Consider the following 24,793-nt stretch of genomic DNA (forward strand, 5'->3'; position numbering starts at 1 on the left):
GGCAACTGGCCCCTTTCTGCACAGGAGTTGACCGGAGTACCGTCCGCCCGTGGCGATACGCGCGCGGGTCACCCGCATCCAGTGGAGAACGCTCGTGCCGGCGGCCCTGGCCGCCCTGATGGCCGTGCTCGTCCAGCCGCCGGCCGGGGCCGAGGCCGCCCCCGCCGCCCTGGGGGAGAGCAGGCCCGTCTACTCGTACGACGGCGCGCTACGCGAGTCCGTCTGGGTCGACACCGGCGTCGACGGCGACACGGACGGAAGGGCCGACCGCGTCGCCGTCGACATCATCCGGCCGCGGGAGCCCGCGCAGCAGGGCCGGCGCATACCCGTGATCATGGACGCCAGCCCTTACTACTCCTGTTGCGGCCGGGGCAACGAGAGCCAGAAGAAGACCTACGACGCCGCCGGAAACCCGGTGCAGTTCCCGCTCTTCTACGACAACTACTTCGTGCCGCGGGGCTATGCGACGGTCCTGGTCGACCTCGCCGGCACCAACCGCTCCGACGGCTGTGTGGATGTCGGCGGCCGATCCGACATCCAGTCCGCCCGCTCCGTCGTCGACTGGCTGAACGGCCGCGCCCGCGGCTACAGCTCCCGCACCGGGGGCCGCGCCGTCACCGCCGGCTGGTCGACCGGCGCCGTCGGCATGATCGGCAAGAGCTACGACGGCACCGTCGCCAACGGCGTGGCCGCCACCGGAGTCAGGGGCCTGAAAACCATCGTGCCGATCGGGGCCATCAGTTCCTGGTACGACTACTACTTCGCCGAGGGCGCCCCGCTCCACGACAGCGGCCCCGACTGGCTGTCGGACTACGTGGAGAGCCCCGCGGCCCGCGACCGCTGCGCCGCCGTACAGCAGCGACTCGTCGACGGGGCGCCGCGGACCGGCGACTGGACACGGCTGTGGAAGGAGCGCGACTACCTTCCGGACGCGAGCCGGGTGCGCGCCAGTGTCTTCGCCGTCCACGGTATGCAGGACCTCAACGTCCGTACCCGGCACATCGGCCAGTGGTGGGACGCGCTGGCCCGGCACGGCGTGGAGCGCAAGATCTGGCTCTCCGGGACCGGCCATGTCGACCCCTTCGACTTCCGCCGCGCCGCGTGGGTGAAGACCCTGCACCGCTGGTTCGACCACTATCTGCTGGGCGTCGACAACGGCATCGAACGCGAACCGATGGCCGATGTCGAAGGCGCACCCGACCAGTGGTCCACCGACCGCGTATGGCCCGCGGGCGGCACCCGCGCCACCACGCTGCGGCCCCGCACCGGCGACACCCCCGGCGTCGGCACCCTCGGCCTGAGGCCCGCACGCCCCGGCGCCACCGAGACCTTCACCGACGACCCGGCGTCGGGGGAGACCGACTGGGCCGCGGACCTCGGCACCTCCACCCCCGCCAAGGCCGCGTTCACCACCGGTCCGCTGCGGAGGGACCTGCGCCTGTCCGGATCCGGGACGGTCACCGTCACCGCGACGCCGTCGACGACCAGTGCCCATCTGTCGGCCGTGCTCGTCGATCTCGGGCCGGACACCATCCGCGACTACGCCGCCCCCGGCGAAGGCATCAGCACCCTTCCCGAACGCAGCTGCTGGGGCAGCAGCTCGGCAGGCGACAGTTCCTGCTTCAAGAGAACAGAGGCCAGGACCACGGACGTCGACTACACCATCTTCAGCCGCGGATGGGCCGATCTGGGCAACCACGCCTCCGAGCACACCGGGCGGCCGCTGACACCGGGCAAGAAGTACACGATCACCCTCGACCTCCCAGCGAGCGACCACGTCGTACCGGCCGGCCACCGGCTCGCCCTGATCGTCGCCGGTACCGATGCCGGGCTCATCGACCCACCCGCCACCACCCCGCGACTCACCCTCGACCTGGCGCGCACTTCCGCCCACCTCCCGCTCGTCGGCGGCCCGGAGGCCTTCACCCGCGCCACCGCGGGTACGGCACCCGCCGCCGCTCCCGAGGGCGCCCCGCGGCGCGGCGTCCGTGACCCGCGCACCATCCGGCCGGTCCCGTTCTCCACCAGCCAGGGAGGCACGACCTCGTGACACCTCGCGCACTCGCCCTCGGCGTCCTCGGCGCCGCGCTCACCGCGCCCCTGCTCGTCGCACCCGCGGCGGCGGACGTCCGGGAAACACCCCGCACCGGTTTCGAACGCAGCGGCGGCGCCCGCTGGACCACCCAGCCGGAGGAGCAGGAGCTGCTGGCCCGGGTGGACCGGGACAGCCCGCGGGTCGCCGTCGACCGGGTCGGCACCACGCGCCGAGGGCGCCCGCTCCAGCTGGTACGGATCGGCGCCACCACGCCGCCGACAGCGGCCCGTACCGCCCGCGGCAACTCCGTCCTCCTGCTGTGCACCCAGCACGGCGACGAGCCGTCGGGCCGCGAAGCCTGTCTGTCGACCGTCCGTGACCTCGCCTACACCAAGGACCGCCGGACGCTGCGCTTCCTGGAGCGCACCAGTGTCCTGGTCGTCCCCACCGTCAACCCCGACGGGCGGGCCGCCGGCACCCGCGGCAACGCCGACGGCACCGACATCAACCGCGACCACATCGCCCTGCGGACCGCCGAGGCCCGCACCGTCGCTGCGCTCCTGCGCGACTACCGCCCCGACACCATCCACGACCTCCACGAGTACGGTCCGACACCGCCGTACTACGTCAAGGACCTGCTCGCGCTCTGGCCACGCAACCTCAACACCGCGGCCGCTGTGCAGGACGAGGCTCGCACCCTCTCCGAGCGGTACGTCCGCCCGAGCGCCGCCGCGGCGGGCTTCAGCACCGGCATCTACGGCATCTGGACCGACCCGGTGACCGGCGAGCCCGTGCGGCAGGTCGCCGGCGACGGCCAGGAACGGATCCTGCGCAACACGGCCGGAATCAAGCACTCCGTGGGCCTGCTGGCCGAGACCCGCACCGATCCCCTCACGGAGGAGGAGAAGGCCGACCCGGCCCTCAACAACCGGCGCCGCGTCCACTCCCAACAGGCCGCGCTCACGGGCCTGTTCGACTTCGTGGATCAGCGGCGCACACGGATCGAGGCGGCCACCGGCCTCGCCCGGCTCGCCGGGTACGCCGACCGCGGGCCGGTGTACCTGGGCGGCGCCGACAACGATCCGGCCACCCCCGAGGAGACCCTGGAGGACCCGCCCTGCGGCTACCGGCTCACACGGGGGCAGTACGCCGAGGTCGCGGACGAACTCGAACTGCACGGCGTACGGTCGCGGGCCGACGGGGACGGCGTCCTGGTACCGCTGCGTCAGTCCCTGCGCGATCTGGTTCCGCTGCTGCTCGACGAGCGGGCCGCCTACCACCTCACCGCAGCGGACCCCGCGAACACCTGCTGACATCGGCCCACGGCGGCAGGCGAACGGATCCCTGCCACCGCGGTGGAATGAACCCGGCCCCGGCGGTAAGGGGTAGCGGGCAGAACGGTTTCAGCCACGGAAGGGCGATACGTTGCCGGACCAAGAGAATGACACGGGGGACGCGGCCGACCAGGTGGTGGTGAAGCACCTGCCCGGCAGTCCGCACGAGACCCGCCGCCCGCGGACCGACCGCACGGTGTTCGGCGTGACGGCCGCGCTCACGCTGGCCTTCGTCCTCTGGGGTGCACTCGCCACCGACACGCTGGAGAAGGCGTCGAGCACGCTGCTCGACGGGCTGATGCACAACGCGGGCTGGGCCTTTGTGCTGGCCGCATCCGGATTCGTCGTCTTTGCCCTGTGGCTCGCCATCAGCCGTTACGGCCGGATCACCCTGGGGGGTGAGAACGAACAGCCGGAATTCCGCACCGTGTCCTGGGTCGCCATGATGTTCAGCGCGGGCATGGGCATCGGCCTGATGTTCTACGGGGTCAGCGAGCCGCTCTCGCACTTCGTCACGCCCCCGCCCGGCACCGATCCGGCGGACGCGGCCGAGGCCAGGGGCACCGCGATGGCCACCACCCTCTTCCACTGGACGCTCCACCCGTGGGCCATCTACGCGGTCGTGGGCCTGGCCATCGCCTACAGCACCTTCCGCCGAGGCCGCCGGCAGCTGATCAGTGCCGTCTTCGAGCCCCTGATCGGCACGGAGCACGCCAACGGCTGGGGCGGCCGGATCATCGACATCCTGGCCATCTTCGCCACCCTCTTCGGCTCGGCCGCCTCGCTGGGTCTGGGCGCTCTGCAGATCGGCAGCGGCATCCAGGAGCTCAACTGGACGGAGAACGTCGGCACGGGCGTCCTCGTCGCCGTCATCGCCGTGCTGACCGTGGCCTTCATCGCCTCGGCGGTGTCCGGTGTCGCCAAGGGCATCCAGTGGCTGTCCAACATCAATATGGTCCTGGCGATCGTGCTCGCCGCCTTCGTGTTCGTGGCCGGACCCACGATCCTGATCCTGGACCTGCTGCCCACCACCGTGGGGACCTACCTCGGGGAACTGCCGCAACTCATCGGCCGTACCGAGGCCTCCAGCGGGAAGGGCGTCGCCGACTGGCTGTCGAGCTGGACCGTCTTCTACTGGGCCTGGTGGATCTCCTGGACGCCGTTCGTCGGGATGTTCATCGCGCGGATCAGTCGCGGCCGTACGATCCGCCAGTTCGTCGGCGGGGTGATCCTGGTGCCCAGCGCGGTCAGCCTGCTGTGGTTCGCCATCTTCGGCGGCTCGGCCATAAAGCTGCAGGAGATGGGGAAGCTCAAGGGCGAGTCGACGCCCGAGGGCCAACTGTTCGGCGTGCTCCAGCAGTACCCGGCCGCCACCCTGATGAGCATCATCGTGATGGTCCTCGTCGGAATATTCTTCGTCTCCGGAGCAGATGCCGCGTCCATCGTGATGGGGACGCTCTCCCAGCGGGGTTCCTTCGAGCCGACCCGGCCCGTCGTCGTTTTCTGGGGTGTGGTCACCGGTGCGGTCGCGGCCATCATGCTGCTGATCGGCGGCGGCCAGGACGATGCGCTCACCGGACTGCAGAACCTCACGATCCTTGTCGCGGCGCCCTTCACCCTGGTCATGGTGGGGCTCTGTGTGGCCCTGATGCGAGATCTGCGCCGGGACCCGCTGATCGTACGGGGGGAGCAGGGCGAGGAGGCCGTGGAGACAGCGGTCATCGCCGGGCATGAGCAGTTCGGCGGCGACTTCGAGCTGCGGATCGGCCCCTCCACCGAGGACGGCGAGGACAGACAGCCGGCCGAGCGCTGACCGGCGAGGCGACGGAGCGGCGGACGGCGTCCGCTCCGTGGCCTCGCGCGTGCCACGAGCAGCCCCACCGCTGTGGCCGAACCCGCCCCGCGGTGCCCGTAGTTGGGCGACAAAGAACGGAAGGAGAATACTCCGCCCCGGACTGTGCGTGTATATGGACCAATCTGCGCGGTTGCGCTCGGAAGGCCTCCAGGACGGGGATACTCAGGACATGTCTGCCGAATACGCCTACGCGACCTTCGGCCTGGCGCCCGCGACGCGCGCCGGGGGCGTCCTGTCCAACGGTGACTACCAAGTCCACCGGGAATTCCTGGACTTCATCGTCGACGGACGGCCGCTGCTGCTCCGGCTCGCGGACCTCGACGCCGTCTCACCGCTCGCCTCGGACGTGGGGCCGTCCATCTTCACCACGCACGTCCGGCTGCTGCTGCTGGAGTCCGAACCGCCGCTGCCGGGGGGCCGGTACGTCCTCTACGGCTGCCCGGAGTGCGAGGGCCTGGAGTGCGGCGTGGTGACCGCGGTGATCGAGCGGGACGGCCCTGACATCGTATGGCGGGACTTCGCCTGGCAGACCGACGACGTGCCCGACCTCGCCCGCAACGGCTACCCGGGACTGGGGCCGTTCCGCTTCCGCGCCGGCCAATACCGGGCCGCGCTGGAGCGGTTGCTCCTCGACGGCGAGCCCGCGCCCGCCCGCCGTGTGCTGCTCGTCGGCCGGCGCGTGGCCCTGCTCGCCAAGCTCGCCGCCGCGCTGCGCACCATCGGTATCGGCGCGGAGATCACCCGGGACGCGGCCGGTGCGCACTCAGATGAGCTGCGCCGGTACGGTGCCGTGGCCTTCGGCGACTCGGTGGACGCACGGGAGCGCGCCGCGGTGCGCCGAGCCTTCCAGGCCGCGGGCTGCGACGCCGTCTTCGTCGAAGGTCTCGCCCCTCTCGTCCCCGTGCTCGTCGCGCAGATAGAGGAGGCGCTGAACCCCTGCCCGTCCGGCCGGGGGCTGACCGCGCTCTCCGCCGAAGAGGGCGGAATCACCGTCGAGGTGGCCTCGGCCTGCCGGGTCCAGCTCGTCGCCCACCGCCTCGACCGGCTCTCCCGTGCGCACACCGACGAACTCCTCGACGGACAGCTGGAGCAGGGCCGCCATGTGATCGAGGCCGACGGCACGCTGGTGAAGGGCAGGTCCTTCGTGGTGGCCCGCACCACGGGGGGAGTCCTGGTGACACCGGTACCGTCCTGAGCGCCGTACCGGCGGGGAGTCCGCCCCGCCGGGCGCCGGGAGGCCGGGCGGGCACCAGGCCGTAAAATCTGGCCTTGATGACTGCCACCCTCGTCGCCAAGGACCTCGCCGCCGGACACGGCGACCGCTCGCTCTTCTCCGGGCTCGATGTGGTCGTCGCCCCCGGCGATGTGATCGGTCTCGTGGGCGTCAACGGCGCCGGAAAGTCGACGCTGCTCCGCCTGCTCGCCGGACTCGACACCCCCGACCACGGCTCCCTGCGGCTCAGCCCGCCGACCGCCACCGTCGGCTATCTGCCCCAGGAGCCCGAACGGCGGCCGGGGGAGACCGTACGGGACTTCCTCGCCCGCCGCACCGGCGTGGCCGCGGCACAGCGCACCCTCGACACGGCCACCCAGGCCCTGGTCGACGGCGCGCCCGGCGCCGACGACGCGTACGCCACCGGGCTGGAGCGCTGGCTCGGGCTCGGCGGCGCCGACCTGGACGAGCGTGCCGAGGAGGTCGTGGAGAGCCTCGGCCTCACCGTCGGGCTCGACCGGCCGATGACCGCGCTCTCCGGGGGCCAGGCCGCCCGCGCCGGCCTCGCGTCCCTGCTCCTCAGCCGCTACGACGTCTTCCTGCTCGACGAACCGACCAACGACCTGGACCTCGATGGCCTGGAGCGGCTGGAGGACTTCGTCACCGGGCTGCGGGCGGGGACCGTCCTCGTGAGCCACGACCGGGAGTTCCTGACCCGTACCGTCACCAGGGTGCTCGAACTGGACCTCGCCCAGCAGCAGGTCAACACGTACGGCGGCGGCTACGCGGCCTATCGGGAGGAGCGCGAGGTCGCCCGCCGCCACGCCCGCCAGGAGTACGACGCGTACGCCGACACCCGAGCAGCTCTGGAGTCCCGCGCCCGGATGCAACGCGGCTGGATGGACAAGGGGGTCAAGAACGCCCGGCGCAAGGCGGGGGACAACGACAAGATCGGCCGGAAGTTCCGTTCCGACGCGAGCGAGAAGCAGGCCGCCAAGGTACGCCAGACACAGCGTCTGATCGAGCGGCTGGATACGGTCGAGGAGCCGCGCAAGGAGTGGGAACTCCGCATGGAGATCGCCTCCGCGCCCCGCTCCGGGGAGATCGTGGCCACGCTCACCGGGGCGGTGAAGCAGCGTGGCTCCTTCACCCTCGGACCGGTCGATCTGCGGATCGACCGGTCCGACCGGGTGGCGATCACCGGAGCCAACGGCTCGGGCAAATCCACCCTGCTCGCCGCCCTCCTGGGCCGGGTCCCGCTCGACGCGGGCAGGTCGGCCCTCGGGCCCGGCGTCGTCGTGGGCGAGGTGGACCAGGCACGGGCCCTCTTCCTGGGCGACGCTCCGCTGATGGAAGCCTTCGGCGCCGCGGTGCCCGAGATGGAACCGGCCGACATCCGTACCCTTTTGGCCAAGTTCGGTCTGAAAGCGGCCCATGTGCTGCGGCCGGCGGCCACTCTCTCACCGGGTGAGCGAACGCGAGCCGCCCTCGCTCTGCTCCAGGGCCGCGGCGTCAACCTCCTGGTGCTGGACGAGCCCACCAATCACCTGGACCTACCGGCCATCGAGCAACTCGAATCCGCCCTGGCGACCTACTCCGGCACATTGCTTCTGGTCACACATGACCGCCGCATGCTGGAAGCGGTGCACACCACTCGCCGCCTGGAACTGGCTGACGGCAAGCTCACCGAAACCTGATCGCTGCACCGTTCGGCCGGAGCCGAGGGCTTCCGGCACGCCGGCACGCCTTCACGAGGCCCAGGGGCCCAATGGCCCGGCCAGGACGAGGACGAGACGTGAGGGGGGACGGGCCGGTAGGGACGGGGTTCCGCAGGCTTCCGCGGAGGTGTGGGCCGCCGGGCCCGTGACCAGGCGTTCCAGGACCACCCCGTTCCCGGGGGCCGACCCCGGAGGGCCCGGTCCTGGCCGTAACCGACGGCGGCCCGGCCCCTGGCCGTTCACTCGAGAGGGCCCCAGGCCCGGCCCCGGGGGCCAGGCCCCGCGCCCCTCCCCGAACTCAGCGCCGCTTGGGATCCACCAGCCCGGCCCGCCTCAGCGCGTCGGCCATCGCACCGTTCGCGGGTGCCTCACGCCCGCCCTGCCGCTGCTGCGGCGCCCCTCGCTTCGCGCCACCCCGCCCTCCGTTACGGTCGGAACCCCGCCCGCCGTTACGGTCGGATCCACGGTCGCGGTCACCGCGCCCGCCGCCCGTACGACCCCCCGTACGACCGCTGCCCGCACCCGACGGCGCCTCGTCCTCCAGCCGCAGCGTCAACGAGATCCGCTTGCGCGGGATGTCCACTTCCTGGACCTTCACCCGCACGATGTCGCCCGGCTTCACCACATCCCGCGGGTCCTTCACAAAGGTCCGGGACATCGCCGAGACATGCACCAGCCCGTCCTGGTGGACACCGACGTCCACAAAGGCTCCGAACGCCGCCACATTCGTGACGACGCCCTCGAGGATCATCCCCGCCGTGAGATCGCCGATCTTCTCCACGCCTTCCTTGAAGGCCGCGGTCCTGAAGGCCGGTCGCGGGTCACGCCCCGGCTTCTCCAACTCCCTCAGGATGTCGGTGATCGTCGGCAGACCGAAGGACTCGTCCACGAACTCCTCGGGCTTCAGCCCGCGCAGCACCGCCATGTTGCCGATCAGCGTCTTCACATCCGCGCCCGCCGACGTCACCATCCGGCGCACCACCGGGTACGCCTCGGGGTGCACGCTCGACGCGTCCAGCGGGTCGTCTCCGCCGGGGATGCGGAGGAAGCCCGCGCACTGCTCGTACGCCTTCGGGCCCAGCCGGGCCACGTCCTTGAGCGCCTTCCTCGTACGGAAGGGGCCGTGGGCGTCGCGGTGCGCCACGATGTTCTCGGCGAGTCCGGCGCCGATGCCGGAGACCCGGCCGAGCAGTGGCGCGGAGGCGGTGTTGACATCCACCCCGACGCCGTTCACACAGTCCTCGACGACCGTGTCGAGCGAGCGTGACAGCTTCACCTCGGAGAGGTCGTGCTGGTACTGGCCGACACCGATCGACTTCGGGTCGATCTTCACCAGCTCGGCGAGCGGGTCCTGGAGCCGGCGGGCGATCGACACCGCGCCGCGCAGCGACACATCCATGCCGGGCAGTTCCTGCGAGGCGAAGGCCGAGGCCGAGTACACCGACGCTCCCGCCTCGGACACCATCACCTTCGTCAGCTTCAACTCCGGCTGGCGCGCGATGAGATCGGCCGCGAGCTTGTCCGTCTCGCGGGACGCGGTGCCGTTTCCGATCGCGATGAGCTCGACGCCGTGCTCACGGGCGAGCCGGGCCAGGGCGGCGAGCGACTCGTCCCACTTCTGCCGTGGCACGTGCGGGTAGATCGTCTCGGTCGCCGCGACCTTGCCGGTGGCGTCGACGACGGCCACCTTCACCCCCGTGCGGAACCCGGGGTCGAGGCCCATGGTCGCGCGGCTGCCCGCGGGGGCGGCCAGCAGCAGATCCCTGAGGTTCGCCGCGAAGACGCGCACCGCCTCGTCCTCGGCGGCCTGCCGCAGCCGCAGCCGCAGGTCGATGCCGAGATGCACCAGAACGCGCGTACGCCAGGCCCATCGGACGGTGTCCGCGAGCCAACGGTCCGCCGGGCGGCCGCGGTCCGCGATCCCGAAGCGGCGTGCGATCGCCTGCTCGTACGAGCTGGGCCCGGCCTCGTCGGAGGGCTCCTCGGGCTCCAGGACCAGGTCGAGGATCTCCTCCTTCTCCCCGCGGAACATCGCCAATACCCGGTGTGAGGGCAGTTCCGTGAAGGGTTCGGCGAAGTCGAAGTAGTCGGCGAACTTCGCGCCCGCCTCCTCCTTGCCCTCGCGGACCTTCGCGGACATCCGTCCCTTCGTCCACATCCGCTCGCGCAGCTCGCCGATGAGGTCGGCGTCCTCCCCGAACCGCTCGGTGAGGATCGCGCGGGCGCCCTCCAGCGCGGCGGCGGCGTCCGAGACACCCTTGTCGGCGTCGACGAACGCCGCGGCCGCCGCCTGCGGCTCCACCGAGGGGTCCGCGAGCAGCCCGTCGGCCAGAGGCTCGAGACCTGCCTCCCGGGCGATCTGGGCCTTGGTACGCCGCTTGGGCTTGAAGGGCAGATAGATGTCCTCCAGCCGGGCCTTGGAGTCCGCGGCCCGGATCTGGGCCTCCAGCGCCTCGTCGAGCTTGCCCTGTGCACGCACCGACTCGATGATCGCGGTGCGGCGCTCCTCCAGCTCCCGCAGATAGCGCAGCCGCTCCTCGAGCGAGCGCAGCTGCGCATCGTCGAGCATCTCGGTGGCTTCCTTGCGGTAACGCGCGATGAAGGGCACGGTCGATCCACCGTCGAGCAGCTCGACGGCTGCCTTCACCTGCCGCTCCCGTACGCCGAGCTCCTCGGCGATCCTGCTCTCGATCGACGTCGTCACGATCTCGTTCCGCCTTGTCGTTGCGCTTGTGCCTGCATTGTGGCAGGTGGCCCCGACAAGCGGCCTCAGACGTGGCTCGGGCGCGGCCGGGGCGCGGTTCCGCCCCTCGTCGGGCGCCCCTTCGGACGCCGTCATCGGGCGTCCGCGTCGGACGCCTCTTCTCGGACGCCGCTCATCCGCGGTGTCGGACGCGACCGGTGAACCGGCCCGTCGTGGCTCAGACGCGCCGCGACCGGCCCGCGGAGTCGGACACGCCGCCGAACAGCCGGGCGACGGCGCGGAAGGGAAGCGTCACCACGGCCGCGAGGGTGCCGCCGATGGCGCGAAGGACATCTGCGATGGCGCGGAACACGAGCTCCTCCAGAAGTCGTTGTGGAAATGCCGTGTCACGCGGGTTGCCGCGCAGTGCTGCCGCAAACGTTCTCGCCCTTCCGGCCGTCCGCGGCGTCAGGCCTGGCCGAAGAGGTCCGCCGGGAAGGCGCCGGCGGCGAAGGCGGTCGTCAGCCAGCCATTCGCCAGCTCGGTGAGGCGCGCGACCCCGGCCTCTCCGAGGTGTTCGTACGGGGCGCGGTCGAGGCGGTCGGTGTCCGTCTCGAGCTGTCGGCGCAGTTCGGTTCCGGTCTCGCTCAACCCGCCTTCCGCGTCCATCAGTCCGCGCTCGCGCAGCCGGTCCTCGGCGGCGGTCCAGTCGTCCTGGCTCCAACCACGGGTGCGCAGCAGCCACTTCGCGGCCTGGCCCTTGCCGCTCGCGGAGTGGCTGACGATCGCCTCCAGAGCATCCAGCTCGGCAGCCATGAGGACGACGATATGGCCGTCGCCACGGTGCTCGCGCAGCAGTGTCGCCGCGTGCCAGAACGCGAGGTGCGGCTGCTCGGGCACGGGGAGGTCGGCGTGGGCCGCGTACAGGGGCCGGGCGGGACGGGTACACGCCTCGACCGCGCGCAGTGCCAGCTCGGCGGACTCCGCCATCTCCGCGGACGCGACCGCCTCGTCGCCGAGCAGCCGGCGCAGGGTCGTGTCGACGGCCCTCATCCGGGCGGTGAGGACCGCCTCGGGCTCGGCGGTCCGCCAGATCTGCGGGACGTGCCGGCCCACGAGTTCGTGGTTGAAGTTGTAGAAGGTGGAGGTGACGACGGCGGCGCCCACCGGACCCATCGCGGCGGCCCGCGACGCGAAGTAGACGTCGGAGGGATGGCCGAGGCCGAGGGATCCCAGCTCCGTGCCGAGGTCGGGGGAGAAGTAGACCGCGGAGTGCAGGAGGTTGAGGGCGTTGTGACAGCGGCGCCCCGCGCGCGCGGGCAGTGAAGTACTCATGGATGCACGTTACCCACAAGTAGCAGCCGCTTGTAGCCAGGTCGCAGATACCCGTCATGGCGGGTGAAGTCCGCATGATGCGAGGTCGGAGAGGTCCTGAAAGTCCGAGTCCGGACGGGCGGACGGGCGGCGAGGACCGGTGCGCCGACGGGCAGCCCGGGGCTCGTCGCCGACGCGTCCCCGGCCGGTGTGCCCCGGCGTCGTACTCGTGCCCGGCGGCCCGGGCAGACGGCGCTCATGGAGGACGGTCCGGTCCACGCGTGGCTGCGGACGGTGGACACGGGCACCGCCTGGACCGCGTCGGTGTGCACCGGCTCCCTGGTCCTGGCCGCCGCCGGACTGCTGAAGGGCCGCCGTGCCACCTCGCACTGGCCGGCGGCGGACCAGCCTCCCGCGCCGGGCGTCGAGCCGGTGCGGGAACGCTTCGTCGTCGACGGGAAGTACGTCACCTCGGCAGGGGCGTCGGCGGGTGTCGGCATGTCCCTCGCGCCGGCCGGGCGGTTGCCGGGGACACCGTGGCCCAGTCGATCCAGCTGGGCCACGAGTACGCTCCGCAGCCGCCGTACAGCGCGGGGTCGCCCGGCACCGCGCCGCCGGAGGCCGTCGAGGCGCTGCGCTCCCGCAGCCGTTTCGTGCTGCGGGGGTAGTGATCACCCCCGCCAGGTGAAACGCGGGGTACGACGCTCGAGGAAGGCGGTGACGCCCTCCTCGGTGTCACCGCTGCCGCGCGCCTGCTCCGCCCAGTGCGCCACCCGCTCCGGCCCCACGGGCCCGCCGGTGAACTCCTTGGCCGCCGCCTGGGTGAGCAGCGACCGCGACGCCAGGGTCCGCGCGAACTCGGCCACCCGCTTGTCCAGACCGTCCGGCGGCAGCAACTCGTCCACCAGGCCTGTCCGCAGGGCCCGCTCCGCGTCGATCAACTCCGCCGAGAACAGCAGGTACTTGGCGGTGGACGGTCCGACGAGGGCGGTCAGCCGCCGGGTGGAGGGCGCGGGATAGATGATGCCGAGCTTGGCCGGGGTCACGCCGAAGGACGAGCCCTCGGCGGCGAACCGCAGGTCGCAGGCGACGGCGAGCTGGCAGCCGCCGCCCACACAGTAGCCGCGGACCGCGGCCAGCGTCGGCTTGGGGAAGGCGGCCAGGGCTTCCTCGGCGGCCACGGCGAGGCCCTGCGACTCGTCCGACGACTGCCGCAGGGAGCCGATGTCCGCGCCCGCGCAGAAGGTGTCCCCGGCGCCGGTCAGCACCAGCGCCCGTACCTCCGGGTCGTCCGAGAGCCGCTCGAGCAGGCGGGGCAGTTGCCGCCACATGGCCGTGGTCATGGCGTTGCGCTTGGCGGGGTGGTGTATGACGACCGTCGCGACACCGTCGGCGAGGTCCAGCTGCAGTCCTGGCTCCATGCGCCGGATGCTATCCGGACGGCCCGGACCGGTGATGAGGAGCGGTGTGCCACGGGGGGCGCATGGCCCCGCGTACGAGGGCAGAGGCAGGCCGCCGGGCGGATCGTCGGGACGGGCGCTGACAAACCGACTGGTGCGTGAAGGCGGAACAGGACGGACAGGAGCAGTCGCACAACTGACCCGGGCATACGCACGCGGGCAGTTTCCGTCGATACTTGGTGACTTCCTGTCAGCGGACCGGTACGGACCAACCCGTTCCCAACACTCGACCTGTGAGGCGGACTCGTCCGTCGCCCGGCGAAGAGCGCCGCGGGTGCGACGGCGGAGCTGCGGGGATCGTGGCCTGAGAGTGGGTGCCGGACATGGAGATCCGCGGGAGCGTCCCGAACGACCCGGGACAGGCCGCATCCAGAACCCCCGTCGCGGACGGACCGGGCACCCGGCGGCCCTACGAAGGGGTCTGGCGCTTCACCGCACCGGCTCTGGAATCGTCGGTCCCGCAGGCCCGGCACGCCGTGCGCGACCTGCTGCGGAACCAGCGGGTCCCCGTCCAGGACGATGTTGTCCAGGGCCTGCTGCTGATCGTCTCCGAGCTGGTCACCAACGCCGTACGGCATGCGGCGCTGCTCTCCCCGGAGGTCGCGGTGGAGGTCTCCGTCGGCGCCGGCTGGGTGCGCGTGGCGGTCGAGGACAACCACCCGTACCGACCGAAGGCGCTGGTGGCGGACCAGGGCCAGACGGGCGGCCGCGGACTGCTGCTCGTCAAGGCGGTCACGGCCGAGGCGGGCGGGGTGTGCGACGCCGAACGCACGGCGAACGGCGGAAAGGTGGTGTGGGCGGCGCTCCCGCTGGGGGTCCTGCGCTCCCCCTCGCCGTAGGACCCCGTATCGCGCCGCATGTCTGCCCCGGCCCGTTGGACGGGGCCTCAGCCCCTTGCGCGTAAGCCCTGGGCATCAGCCCCTTGCGCGCAGGCCCTGGCCCGTTGTCCTGGCCGCGCGCAGGCCCTGGCCCGTTGTCGTGGGCCTCAGCCCCCTTGCTCCTTGCCCTGCCCTTGCCGTGGGGCCCTCTCCCGCGCCGCAGGTCCGAGGCCCTGCCGTGGCCCGGTCTCACCTCGCCGCAGTGCCCCCACCCCCCCCGTGGCCCCTGCCGCGGAGTCGCCGGGACCCGGCGTTCACCAGCCCGCCGACGGCCCGGTCAGCTCCCTGATCGCCGGTCGCGCGGCGTCCAGCACGGTCATGAACCACGCCGAGAAGGGGCGGTCCTCGTGCAGCTCCGCCAGCTCCGCGGCGGTCACGAAGGCGGTCTCGCCGACCTCCTCCGGATCGGGCTTCGGCTCGCTCTGTACGAGACCCACGAACAGATGGTTGTACTCCTGCTCCACCAGGCCCGACGCCGGGTCCGGGTGGTTGTAGCGGACCGTGCCGGCCGCGCACAGCAGCGACGGTGACACCCGCAGCTCCTCGGCCGTACGCCGGGCGGCGGCGGTGAAGGGGGCCTCACCCGGGTAGGGGTGGCCGCAGCAGGTGTTGGACCACACGCCGGGGGAGTGGTACTTGCCCAGCGCCCGCCGCTGGATGAGCAGACGGCCCGAGGCGTCGAAGAGGAAGACCGAGAAAGCCCGGTGCAGCCGGCCGGGCGGCAGATGGGCGGAGAGCTTCTCCGAAGTGCCGATCGTCGCGCCGTTCTCATCGACCAGTTCGAGCATGATCGGTGCTGCGACGCCGTTCGGCGAGATGTCCGCCGGGGAGGCTGGTGTGGTCGGCATGGTCATCCTTCGGTTGGGCTACGAAGCTCAAGTCTGCCGTACAAATCGGGTGCGGTTCCGCTGCGCGCACCGCATGTCAGGCTGAGCGACGGTTCATAGGCCGAACGGGGCCGTACCGCGGGCAACCGGTCGGTGACCTGCCCCCGACAGGCCGGATCCGCGCCGCCCTCAGTGGCACAGCTTCGCCTCGTGTACGGCGTGTCCCGACGGCTCCAGCTGGAAGGTGCAGTGCTCCACGTCGAAGTGCTCGCCCAGGCATCCCTGAAGATCGTGCAACAGCTTCTCGTGCCCGGCCGCGTCCAGGGCCTCCTGGTCCACGACCACGTGCGCGGAGAGCACCGGCAGACCCGAGGTGATCGTCCAGGCGTGGAGATCGTGCAGCCCCTCCACCCCCGGAAGGCCGAGGATGTGCGACCTGACCTCGGCCATGTCCACATCCTTCGGTGCCGACTCCAGCAGCACGTCCAGCGCTTCGCGCAGCAGCTTCCACGTCCGCGGGACGATCATCAGGCCGATCGCCAGTGAGGCGATGGGGTCCGCCTGGCGCCAGCCCGTCGCCGTGATGACCGCCGCCGAGAGGATGACGGCCAGCGAGCCCAGCGCGTCGGCCAGCACCTCGAGGAACGCCCCGCGCACATTGATGCTCTCCCGCTGACCGCGCATGAGGACGGCCAGTGACAGGAGGTTCACGACCAGACCCACCAGACCGAAGACCACGGTCAGCCCGCCATCGACCTCGGCGGGGGTGATCAGCCGGCGTACGGCCTCGTACAGGATGTAGCCGCCGACGCCGAACAGCAGCAGACAGTTGGCGAGCGCGGCGAGGATCTCGGCGCGGGCGTAGCCGAAGGTGCGGCGCTCGCTCGGCGGGCGGTTGGCGAAGTGGATCGCCAGCAGCGCCATCGAGATCCCGACGGCGTCCGTCGCCATGTGCCCGGCGTCGGCGAGCAGCGCCAGCGAGCCGGTCACCACGGTGCCGACGATCTCCGCGACGAGCACGGTGAGGGTCAGGCCCAGCGCGATCCGCAGCCGTCCGCGGTACGCGGCGGCGGCCGTGCCCGTCGCGCCGGACGGCGGCGCGTGCGTATGTCCGTGGTCGTGGCCTGCCCCCATACCGACTGCCTCCCGGGTCCCTGCGAGCTGTACGCCGCTGAACGCGGCGTGACCGGCGTTGCCGGTCGTGATCACAGTCAACTACTGGTGCCGGGTGTCCGGCAACACGGCACTGAACACCGTTATCACTGCACTGACCTGCTGTTTTCCATCACTCCGATGGTCGGCGGGGTGCTGCGGCACTCCGGTGACCGGCGGGTGCGGGGCACTCCGGTGACCGGCCGGTGCGGGGGCGCTTCGCCCGGTGGCGCCCCACGGTCAGCGGGAACGCGCCTCCGGGTGCCGCAGGCACCAGCCCTCCCACGCCGACTCGACCATCTCGCGTACTCCGTGCCGGGCGGTCCAGCCCAGCTCCTTGGAGATCAGCTCGGCGGAGGCGACCACCCGGGCGGGATCGCCCGCCCGCCGTCCCACGACCCGAGGGGCCGGGTCCGTACGCCCGGTGACCTCCGCGATCAGATCGGCCAGCTCCCGGACCGACACTCCGCGGCCGGTCCCGATGTTGACCGTCAGATCGCCCGCGCCCTCCCGGGACGCCAGCCGCCGGGCCGCCACGAGGTGGGCGTCGGCCAGATCCTCGACGTGGATGTAGTCGCGAATACAGGTGCCGTCCGGCGTCGGGTAGTCGTCGCCGAAGATCAGCGGTGCCTCGCCGCGGGTCAGGGCGTCGAAGTACATCGGGATGATGTTGAACACCCCGGTGTCGGCCAGCCCGGGGTCCGCGGCGCCCGCCACATTGAAGTAGCGCAGGCAGGCGGTGGCGATGCCATGTGTGCGGCCGGTGGCCCGTACGAGCCACTCGCCCGTGAGCTTGGTCTCGCCGTAGGGGTTCATGGGCAGGCACGGGGTGTCCTCCGTGACGAGGTCCACATCCGGCATCCCGTACACCGCGGCGGAGGAGGAGAAGGCGAAGCGCCTCATCCCGGCGGCGACCACGGCCTCCAGGAGCACGGTCAGGCCGTGCACGTTCTCGCGGTAGTACCGCAGCGGCTGCTCGACGGACTCGCCGACCTGCTTCCGGGCGGCGAGATGCACCACTCCGGAGACCCGGTGGTCGGCGAACGTACGGTCCAGCAGTTCGCGGTCCAGCACCGTGCCCCGGACGAGGGGGATGTCGTCCGGCAGGCGCTCCGGGCGGCCCGAGGTGAGGTCGTCCAGTACGACGACGTCCTCCCCGGCGTCCGCCATGGCCCGCGTCACGTGCGCTCCGATGTAACCGGCTCCACCGGTGATCAGCCATGTCATGCGCGGCAGCGTAACCGTCGTTTGTGGTCGGCCGCCGTGATCGACCATGATGCTCAAGGTGGATCTTCTTCGGTCGGCGTCCGAACCTCTACAGCCTTATGCGGGCGTAAACGGGCGATGAACGACCGCTTCCGAGGATCAGATAGCCTCTGCCGACGTGCCGCCCGCCCGTGACGGAGCCGAGGCGCGCAACGACCGCTGTCCGGGCGTCCCGAGTCCCGCCGCGGCCATGCCAGCAGCCAAGGAGTGAGTTCGTCTGTCGACCGCCATCCTCACCGGTCCGCCGGTCGCCGGGTCGCAGCTCGAGGGCGACCTGCGGTCGCTGGGCTTCACCGTGGTCGCGGCCGCGGCCGGGGACGACCTGACGGCGCTGGTCACCGCTCTGCCCGCGACCGAGCGCATCGCTCTGGTCGACCCCCGGCTGCTCGCTCACCGGTATGCCCTGCGGCTGGCGCTGACCGACCCCCGCTTCCCCGCCGCCGCGGTGGGGGGTGCCGTCACCGTCCAGCAGGAGGGGCGCCCGCAGCTGCTGCGGGCGCTCGGCCACGCCGCGGCGCCCGCCGCCGCTGCCAGAGCCGGGCGCGAGCCACGCCCGGAGGCCCGCGCCGCCGCAGACGCACCGGACCCCGCTTCCGCTGCCGCGAACGCCGCTTCCGCTGCGAACGCCGCCTCCGCTGCCGCGGCCGCCGCCGGCACCTAGGGCCCCGGAGCGCACACCGCCTCCACCGGCACCTCCGGGGAATCCCCTTCCACTCCCGGTCCCGGGCCGGCCGCTCCTCCCGTCGACGGGTCCGGCACGGAGCGCCTCGCCGTCGCGCTGGACGCCGCGGGCCTGTCCGTACACCGCCCCGAGCTGGGCGTCCTCGTCGCCCGCGTGCCGGCCGGCAGCGCCGAGCGCGCCGAGGTCCAGGCCCTCCTCGACGCCGTCGACGACGAGCAGGTGCGGCTGCGCACCGCCGTGAAGGCCCGCGACGGCTTCTTCACGACGTTCTGCATCAGCCCGTACTCCCGCTATCTCGCCCGCTGGTGCGCCCGGCGCGGCCTGACCCCCAACCAGGTCACCACCGCCTCCCTCGTCACAGCGCTGATCGCGGCCGGCTGCGCCGCCACCGGGGAGCGGGGCGGTTACCTGGCGGCCGGGGCGCTGCTGCTGTTCTCGTTCGTCCTGGACTGCACCGACGGGCAGCTGGCCCGCTACTCGCTGCAGTACTCGACGATGGGCGCCTGGCTGGACGCCACCTTCGACCGTGCCAAGGAGTACGCGTACTACGCCGGTCTCGCCCTCGGCGCGGCCCGCGGCGGTGATGACGTCTGGGCGCTCGCCCTCGGCGCGATGGTGCTCCAGACGTGCCGCCATGTCGTGGACTTCTCCTTCAACGAGGCGAACCACGACGCGACCGCGAACACCAGCCCCACCGCCGCCCTCTCCGACAAGCTCGACAGCGTCGGCTGGACGGTCTGGCTGCGCCGGATGATCGTCCTCCCCATCGGCGAACGCTGGGCGATGATCGCTGTTCTCACGGCCCTGACCACCCCGCGTATCGTCTTCTACGCCCTGCTGATCGGCTGCGCGGCGGCCGCCTGCTACACCACCGCGGGCCGCGTGCTCCGCTCCCTCACCCGCAAGGCGGTGAGGACCGACCGCGCCGCCCGGGCCCTGGCCGACCTCGCCGACTCCGGCCCGATCGCCGAGTGGCCGGCCATCCGCCCGAAACGGGTCCGGCCGTACGCCGCCCCGCTGTGGGCCGCGCTCGGCACGGCGTTCCTGCTCGCCGCCGTGCTGTCCGAGCCGTTCGGCAGCCGGCCGGCGGTGGTCGGCGCCGTCCTCTACGCGCTCTGCGCCGGCCGGGCCGTCGCCAGGCCGCTCACGGGCCCGCTCGACTGGCTCGTGCCGCCCCTCTTCCGCGTGGCGGAATACACCACCATCCTGATACTCGCCGCCCGCTCCGAGGTGAACGGCGCCTTGCCTGCGGCTTTCGGGCTGGTGGCTGCCGTCGCCTACCATCACTACGACACGGTGTACCGCATCCGCGGCGGCACCGGCGCGCCCCCGCACTGGCTGGTGCGGGCGATCGGCGGGCACGAGGGGCGGGTTCTGGTGGTCACGATCATCGCCGCCCTGCTGCACCACACAGGTTTCACGATCGCGCTGACGGCCCTTGCCGGGGTCCTGGCGCTGGCGGTGCTCATCGAGAGCATCCGCTTCTGGGTGTCCTCCGGGGCACCCGCTGTACACGACGAATCAGGAGAACCCGCATGATCGGCCTCGTGCTGGCAGCCGGCGCCGGACGGCGTCTGCGCCCCTACACCGACACCCTGCCCAAGGCACTGGTGCCGGTCGATGGCGACACCACCGTCCTCGACCTCACCCTCGGCAACTTCGCCGAGGTGGGACTGACCGAGGTCGCCATTGTCGTCGGCTACCGCAAGGAGGCCGTGTACGCGCGCAAGGAGGCCCTGGAGCAGAAGTACGGCCTCAAGCTGACGCTGATCGACAACGACAAGGCCGAGGAGTGGAACAACGCCTACTCCCTGTGGTGCGCCCGTGACGCGATCAAGCACAGCGTGATCCTCGCCAACGGCGACACCGTGCACCCGGTCTCCGTCGAGAAGACCCTGCTCGCCGAGCGCGGCCAGGGCCGGAAGATCATCCTCGCCCTCGACACGGTGAAGCAGCTCGCCGACGAGGAGATGAAGGTCATCGTGGACCCGGAGAAGGGCGTCCAGCGCATCACCAAGCTGATGGACCCGGCCGAGGCCACCGGTGAGTACATCGGTGTCACCCTGATCGAGGGAGAGGCCGCCGAGGAGCTGGCCGACGCGCTGAGGACCACCTTCGAGCGGGACCCCGACCTCTACTACGAGGACGGCTACCAGGAGCTCGTCAACCGTGGCTTCACGATCGACATCGCCCCGATCGGCGACCTCAAGTGGGTCGAGATCGACAACCACGACGACCTGGCGAAGGGGCGGGAGATCGCGTGCCAGTACTGACCCGGCTCATCCCCTCGCCGCTGGTCGTCGACATTCGGGCCGGGGCGCTGGATGATCTCGCGGGCGTACTGGCGGACCAGCGGATCTCCGCGTCGGGAAAGCTTGCCATCGCGATCAGCGGTGGCTCCGGGGCCGCGCTCCGCGAGCGGATCGCCCCGGCGCTGCCCGGCGCCACCTGGTACGAGGTGGGCGGCGGCACGCTGGACGACGCGATCAAGCTCGCCGACGCGATGAAGTCCGGTCACTACGACGCGGTCGTGGGGCTGGGGGGCGGCAAGATCATCGACTGTGCGAAGTTCGCGGCCGCGCGCATCGGGCTGCCGCTGGTCGCCGTCGCGACGAATCTGTCGCACGACGGTCTCTGCTCGCCGGTCGCCACCCTGGACAACGACGCGGGCCGCGGCTCGTACGGCGTTCCCAACCCGATCGCCGTGGTCATCGACCTCGATGTCATCCGCGAGGCCCCGGTCCGCTTCGTACGGTCCGGCATCGGTGACGCGCTGTCCAACATCTCGGCGGTGGCGGACTGGGAACTCGCCAACCGCGAGAAGGGCGAGCAGATCGACGGACTGGCCGCCGCGATGGCACGCCAGGCCGGCGAGGCCGTGCTCCGTCACCCCGGCGGCGTCGGCGACGACGGTTTTCTGACCGTGCTGGCCGAGGGCCTCGTCCTCACCGGTATCTCCATGTCGGTGGCGGGCGACAGCCGTCCGGCCTCCGGCGCCTGCCATGAGATCAACCACGCCTTCGACCTGCTCTTCCCCAAGCGCGCCGCCAGCCACGGCGAGCAGTGCGGCCTCGGCGCCGCCTTCGCCATGCATCTGCGGGGCGCCTCGGAGGAGTCCGGCCTGATGGCGGAGGTGCTGCACCGGCACGGTCTGCCCGTGCTGCCGGAGGAGATCGGCTTCAGCGTGGACGAGTTCGTCCAGGTGGTGGAGTACGCACCGCAGACCCGCCCCGGGCGCTACACGATCCTCGAGCACCTGGACCTGTCCATCGACCAGATCAGGGACGCATACGCCGACTATGCCAAAACCGTCGCTAGCTGAACTCCGCCCGGTCGTCCACCCCTCGGGGCTGAAGGACCGGCGCAGCGGTGAGCACTGGGCCGGGCGCATCTACATGCGGGAGATCTCGCTGCGGTGCACCCGGCATCTGGTGCACTCCCGGATCACGCCCAACCAGTACACCGGACTGATGATCGTCGCCGGTGTCGCGGCCGGTGCGGCACTGCTGGTGCCGGGGCTCGCCGGGGCGGTGCTCGGCGCGCTGCTGATCCAGCTGTATCTGCTGCTCGACTGTGTGGACGGCGAGCTGGCCCGGTGGCGCAGGCAGACCTCGATCACCGGTGTCTACCTCGACCGGGTGGGGCACTACCTCAGCGAGGCGGCGCTGCTGGTCGGCTTCGGTGTGCGGGCTGCGGACATCTTCCACCGGGACGGCGCCTCCACCCAGTGGCAGTGGGCCTTCCTCGGCACGCTGGCCGCGCTCGGCGCGATCCTGATCAAGGCGGAGACGGACCTGGTCGACGTCGCCCGTACGCGCAGCGGCCTCCCGGCCGTGAAGGACGAGGCGTCGGTGCCCCGCTCCTCCGGCCTGGCCCTGGCCCGTAAGGCCGCGGCCGCGCTGAAGTTCCACCGGCTCGTCGGCGGCGTCGAGGCATCGCTGGTGATCCTGGCCGCCGGCATCGCGGACTTCGTCCAGGACGATCTGCTGTTCACCCGGATCGCCGTCGCGCTGCTCGCCGCCATCGCGGTGCTGCAGACGGTGCTGCACCTGGTGTCGATCCTCGCCTCGAGCAGGCTCACATGACGGCCGCCTCGACGCACCGGACTCCCCGGGGAGACACCCCGTACCCCGCCAAGGTCGGAGCGGTCGTCCTCACCATGGGCAACCGGCCCGAGGAGCTGCGCGCGCTGCTCGACTCGGTCGCCAAGCAGAACGGCGACCGGGTCGAGGTCGTCGTCGTCGGCAACGGCTCTCCGCTGCCCGAGCTGACCGGCTTCCCGATGGCCGTCCGCACCGTGGAGCTGCCCGAGAACGTGGGCATCCCGGCCGGCCGCAACGTCGGTATCGAGGCCTTCGGCCCCGGCGGCGGCGAGGTCGACATCCTGCTCTTCCTCGACGACGACGGTCTGCTGCCGAACGTGGACACGGCGGAGCTGTGCCGTGAGGCCTTCGCCGCAGATCCGGAGCTCGGCATCATCAGCTTCCGGATCGCCGACCCCGACACCGGCGTCACCCAGCGCCGGCACGTCCCCCGGCTGCGCGCCTCCGACCCGATGCGCTCCTCGCGGGTCACCACCTTCCTCGGCGGTGCGAACGCGGTCCGTACGACCGTCATCCAGCAGGTCGGCGGGTTGCCGGACGACTTCTTCTACGCCCACGAGGAGACCGACCTCGCCTGGCGGGCCCTCGACGCGGGCTGGATGATCGACTACCGCTCCGACATGGTGCTGTACCACCCGACCACCGCTCCCAGCCGGCATGCGGTGTATCACCGGATGGTCGCCCGGAACCGCGTCTGGCTCGCCCGACGCAACCTCCCCGCCCCGATCGTCCCCGTCTACCTCGGAGTATGGCTGCTGCTCACGCTGGTGCGCCGGCCGTCCCGTCCCGCGCTGCGCGCCTGGCTCGGCGGCTTCCGTGAGGGCTGGACCACTCCGTGCGGTCCCCGTCGCCCCATGAAGTGGCGTACGGTATGGCGGCTGACCCGACTGGGCCGACCTCCTGTGATCTGACAAGCTCGTGTCTGAGAGCATCGGGCGTATTCCGGGCCCGGCAGACGCCACAGGTCCGCTACGCCCGATCCGGCTGTGCATCTGAAGACGAAAGTTTCCTTTGGTGAGTGACACAACGCACGACGGTGCGGTCGCGGTGAGCGCCCCGCCATCCCCCGACGGCGGCCTGTCCCCGGCCGAGCTCGCCGCGAAGTACGGGCTGTCGGTGAGCGGGGCCCGTCCCGGCCTGGTGGAGTACATCCGTCAGCTCTGGGGCAGGCGGCACTTCATCCTGGCCTTCTCACAGGCCAAGCTGACCGCGCAGTACAGCCAGGCGAAGCTGGGCCAGCTGTGGCAGGTGGCGACGCCGCTGCTCAACGCGCTGGTCTACTACTTCATCTTCGGCCTGCTGCTGGGCACCAAGGAGGGGATTCCGCAGAAGGTGTTCGTCCCCTTCCTGGTGACGGGTGTCTTCGTCTTCACCTTCACCCAGAGCTCGGTGATGGCCGGTGTCCGTGCGATCTCCGGCAATCTCGGCCTGGTCAGAGCGCTGCACTTCCCACGCGCCGCACTGCCCGTCTCCTTCGCACTCCAGCAGCTCCAGCAACTGCTGTTCTCCATGATCGTGCTGGTGACCGTGGCAGTGGCCTTCGGCAGTTTCCCCGCGTGGTCGTGGCTGCTGGTGGTCCCCGCGCTGGCCCTGCAGTTCCTGTTCAACACCGGGCTCGCCCTGGCCATGGCGCGGCTGGGCAGCAAGACCCCGGACCTGGCCCAGCTGATGCCGTTCGTGCTGCGGACGTGGATGTACGCCTCCGGCGTGATGTTCAGCATCCCTGCCATGCTCGCGGAGAAGAACGTGCCGGGCTGGGTCACCGATGTGCTCCAGTGGAACCCGGCCGCCGTCTACATGGACCTCGTCCGGTTCGCCATGATCGACGGGTACGGCTCGGAGTACCTGCCGCCGCACGTCTGGGCCGTCGCTGCGGGCTGGGCGGTCCTCGCGGCCGTCGCGGGGTTCGTGTACTTCTGGAAGGCTGAGGAGCGGTACGGCCGTGGCTGAGCAGATCAGTGTGTCCGAGGCGCGGGTGCCCACCGTGATCGCGGACGAGCTGCACATCGTCTACCGGGTCAACGGCGGTCCCCGCGGCAAGGGCAGCGCGACCGCCGCCCTCAGCCGCATGATCGGCCGCAAGGGCCCCGCCGGCGTGCGTGAGGTGCATGCGGTGCGGGGGGTGACGTTCACGGCGTACCGGGGTGAGGCGATCGGTCTGATCGGTTCGAACGGTTCGGGGAAGTCGACGCTGCTGCGGGCGATCGCGGGGTTGCTGCCGGCGGAGCGGGGGAGGGTCTACACCGATGGTCAGCCCTCGCTGCTGGGGGTGA

20 protein-coding genes and 2 pseudogenes are annotated in these 24,793 nt (G+C 71.6%); 15 read left to right on the forward strand and 7 right to left on the reverse strand.

All coding sequences use genetic code 11. The features are described 5' to 3' along the window. The first annotated feature begins 49 nt into the window (after positions 1–49). From ACTWQE_RS07165 to ACTWQE_RS07185, 5 genes are all read left to right on the forward strand, one after another. On the forward strand, positions 50–2,050 hold the full coding sequence (locus ACTWQE_RS07165) for a Xaa-Pro dipeptidyl-peptidase (RefSeq protein WP_443327957.1): 2,001 nt from the start codon (positions 50–52) through the stop codon (positions 2,048–2,050). Further along, positions 2,047–3,348 carry a M14 family metallopeptidase gene (locus tag ACTWQE_RS07170; RefSeq protein ID WP_443327958.1) on the forward strand — a complete coding sequence of 434 codons (1,302 nt, stop codon included), beginning with the start codon at positions 2,047–2,049 and terminating at the stop codon, positions 3,346–3,348. Before ACTWQE_RS07165 ends, ACTWQE_RS07170 begins: the two co-directional genes overlap by 4 nt. A 112-nt stretch (positions 3,349–3,460) precedes the next feature. After that, on the forward strand, positions 3,461–5,182 hold the full coding sequence (locus ACTWQE_RS07175; RefSeq protein ID WP_443327959.1) for a BCCT family transporter: 1,722 nt from the start codon (positions 3,461–3,463) through the stop codon (positions 5,180–5,182). Positions 5,183–5,393: 211 nt separating this feature from the next. Continuing rightward, the gene (locus tag ACTWQE_RS07180; RefSeq protein ID WP_443327960.1) at positions 5,394–6,419 is read left to right on the forward strand and encodes an oxidoreductase; all 1,026 of its coding nucleotides are present in this window, start codon (positions 5,394–5,396) and stop codon (positions 6,417–6,419) included. Positions 6,420–6,496: 77 nt separating this feature from the next. Next, positions 6,497–8,134, forward strand: a complete 1,638-nt coding sequence (locus tag ACTWQE_RS07185; RefSeq protein ID WP_443327961.1) for an ABC-F family ATP-binding cassette domain-containing protein — start codon at positions 6,497–6,499, stop codon at positions 8,132–8,134. A gap of 319 nt (positions 8,135–8,453) precedes the next feature. Here the strand turns inward: ACTWQE_RS07185 and ACTWQE_RS07190 are convergent, their stop codons facing one another. The 3 genes from ACTWQE_RS07190 to ACTWQE_RS07200 form a co-directional block, all read right to left on the reverse strand. Further along, positions 8,454–10,859 (reverse strand): Tex family protein, encoded by a 2,406-nt coding sequence (locus tag ACTWQE_RS07190; protein ID WP_443327962.1) that lies wholly within the window; start codon positions 10,857–10,859, stop codon positions 8,454–8,456. A gap of 217 nt (positions 10,860–11,076) precedes the next feature. After that, a complete protein-coding gene (locus tag ACTWQE_RS07195) occupies positions 11,077–11,211 on the reverse strand; it encodes an LPFR motif small protein (protein WP_443327963.1) in 135 nt (44 codons plus the stop codon). Between the two features lie 95 nt (positions 11,212–11,306). Beyond that, the gene (locus ACTWQE_RS07200; protein ID WP_443327964.1) at positions 11,307–12,173 is read right to left on the reverse strand and encodes an SCO6745 family protein; all 867 of its coding nucleotides are present in this window, start codon (positions 12,171–12,173) and stop codon (positions 11,307–11,309) included. A 237-nt stretch (positions 12,174–12,410) separates the two neighbouring features. On the opposite strand from ACTWQE_RS07200, the pseudogene ACTWQE_RS07205 reads away from it, so the two are divergent. Together ACTWQE_RS07205 and ACTWQE_RS07210 are read left to right on the forward strand one after the other, a co-directional pair. Then, positions 12,411–12,587 (forward strand): annotated as a pseudogene (locus ACTWQE_RS07205) (DJ-1/PfpI family protein); the annotation flags it as partial. Between the two features lie 101 nt (positions 12,588–12,688). Further along, on the forward strand, positions 12,689–12,820 hold the full coding sequence (locus ACTWQE_RS07210) for a hypothetical protein (protein ID WP_443327965.1): 132 nt from the start codon (positions 12,689–12,691) through the stop codon (positions 12,818–12,820). A gap of 3 nt (positions 12,821–12,823) precedes the next feature. Here the strand turns inward: ACTWQE_RS07210 and ACTWQE_RS07215 are convergent, their stop codons facing one another. Further along, the gene (locus tag ACTWQE_RS07215) at positions 12,824–13,573 is read right to left on the reverse strand and encodes an enoyl-CoA hydratase/isomerase family protein (RefSeq protein ID WP_443327966.1); all 750 of its coding nucleotides are present in this window, start codon (positions 13,571–13,573) and stop codon (positions 12,824–12,826) included. 362 nt (positions 13,574–13,935) lie between these two features. Between ACTWQE_RS07215 and ACTWQE_RS07220 the strand changes: the two genes are divergently transcribed. Then, the gene (locus ACTWQE_RS07220; protein ID WP_443327967.1) at positions 13,936–14,451 is read left to right on the forward strand and encodes an ATP-binding protein; all 516 of its coding nucleotides are present in this window, start codon (positions 13,936–13,938) and stop codon (positions 14,449–14,451) included. Between the two features lie 293 nt (positions 14,452–14,744). Here ACTWQE_RS07220 and idi read toward each other — a convergent pair whose 3' ends face one another. The 3 genes from idi to galE form a co-directional block, all read right to left on the reverse strand. After that, a complete protein-coding gene (gene idi, locus ACTWQE_RS07225) occupies positions 14,745–15,338 on the reverse strand; it encodes an isopentenyl-diphosphate Delta-isomerase (protein WP_443327968.1) in 594 nt (197 codons plus the stop codon). Between the two features lie 168 nt (positions 15,339–15,506). Beyond that, on the reverse strand, positions 15,507–16,451 hold the full coding sequence (locus ACTWQE_RS07230) for a cation diffusion facilitator family transporter (protein WP_443327982.1): 945 nt from the start codon (positions 16,449–16,451) through the stop codon (positions 15,507–15,509). 258 nt (positions 16,452–16,709) lie between these two features. Next, positions 16,710–17,696: a UDP-glucose 4-epimerase GalE gene (galE, locus tag ACTWQE_RS07235; protein ID WP_443327969.1), complete on the reverse strand. Its 987-nt coding sequence runs from the start codon at positions 17,694–17,696 to the stop codon at positions 16,710–16,712. A gap of 382 nt (positions 17,697–18,078) precedes the next feature. On the opposite strand from galE, the pseudogene ACTWQE_RS07240 reads away from it, so the two are divergent. From ACTWQE_RS07240 to ACTWQE_RS07270, 7 genes and pseudogenes are all read left to right on the forward strand, one after another. Next, positions 18,079–19,956: pseudogene (locus ACTWQE_RS07240) on the forward strand (DUF5941 domain-containing protein). Next, entirely contained in the window at positions 19,953–20,690 is a 738-nt protein-coding gene (locus ACTWQE_RS07245; protein ID WP_443327970.1) for a phosphocholine cytidylyltransferase family protein, read from the forward strand. Before ACTWQE_RS07240 ends, ACTWQE_RS07245 begins: the two are co-directional and overlap by 4 nt. Beyond that, positions 20,678–21,739 carry an iron-containing alcohol dehydrogenase family protein gene (locus ACTWQE_RS07250; RefSeq protein ID WP_443327971.1) on the forward strand — a complete coding sequence of 354 codons (1,062 nt, stop codon included), beginning with the start codon at positions 20,678–20,680 and terminating at the stop codon, positions 21,737–21,739. Before ACTWQE_RS07245 ends, ACTWQE_RS07250 begins: the two co-directional genes overlap by 13 nt. After that, positions 21,717–22,502 (forward strand): CDP-alcohol phosphatidyltransferase family protein, encoded by a 786-nt coding sequence (locus ACTWQE_RS07255; RefSeq protein ID WP_443327972.1) that lies wholly within the window; start codon positions 21,717–21,719, stop codon positions 22,500–22,502. The genes ACTWQE_RS07250 and ACTWQE_RS07255 overlap by 23 nt, the downstream gene beginning before the upstream one ends. After that, positions 22,499–23,431 (forward strand): glycosyltransferase family 2 protein, encoded by a 933-nt coding sequence (locus ACTWQE_RS07260; protein WP_443327973.1) that lies wholly within the window; start codon positions 22,499–22,501, stop codon positions 23,429–23,431. The genes ACTWQE_RS07255 and ACTWQE_RS07260 overlap by 4 nt, the downstream gene beginning before the upstream one ends. Before the next feature lie 103 nt (positions 23,432–23,534). Beyond that, positions 23,535–24,470, forward strand: coding sequence for an ABC transporter permease (locus ACTWQE_RS07265; RefSeq protein ID WP_443327974.1), 936 nt, complete (start codon positions 23,535–23,537; stop codon positions 24,468–24,470). Then, a partial coding sequence (locus ACTWQE_RS07270; protein ID WP_443327975.1) for an ATP-binding cassette domain-containing protein occupies positions 24,463–24,793 on the forward strand: 331 nt, incomplete at its 3' end. The genes ACTWQE_RS07265 and ACTWQE_RS07270, both read left to right, overlap by 8 nt.

Origin of the sequence: Streptomyces sp. 8N706 (assembly GCF_052245415.1) — a bacterium.
In the GTDB taxonomy this organism is placed as follows: domain Bacteria; phylum Actinomycetota; class Actinomycetes; order Streptomycetales; family Streptomycetaceae; genus Streptomyces.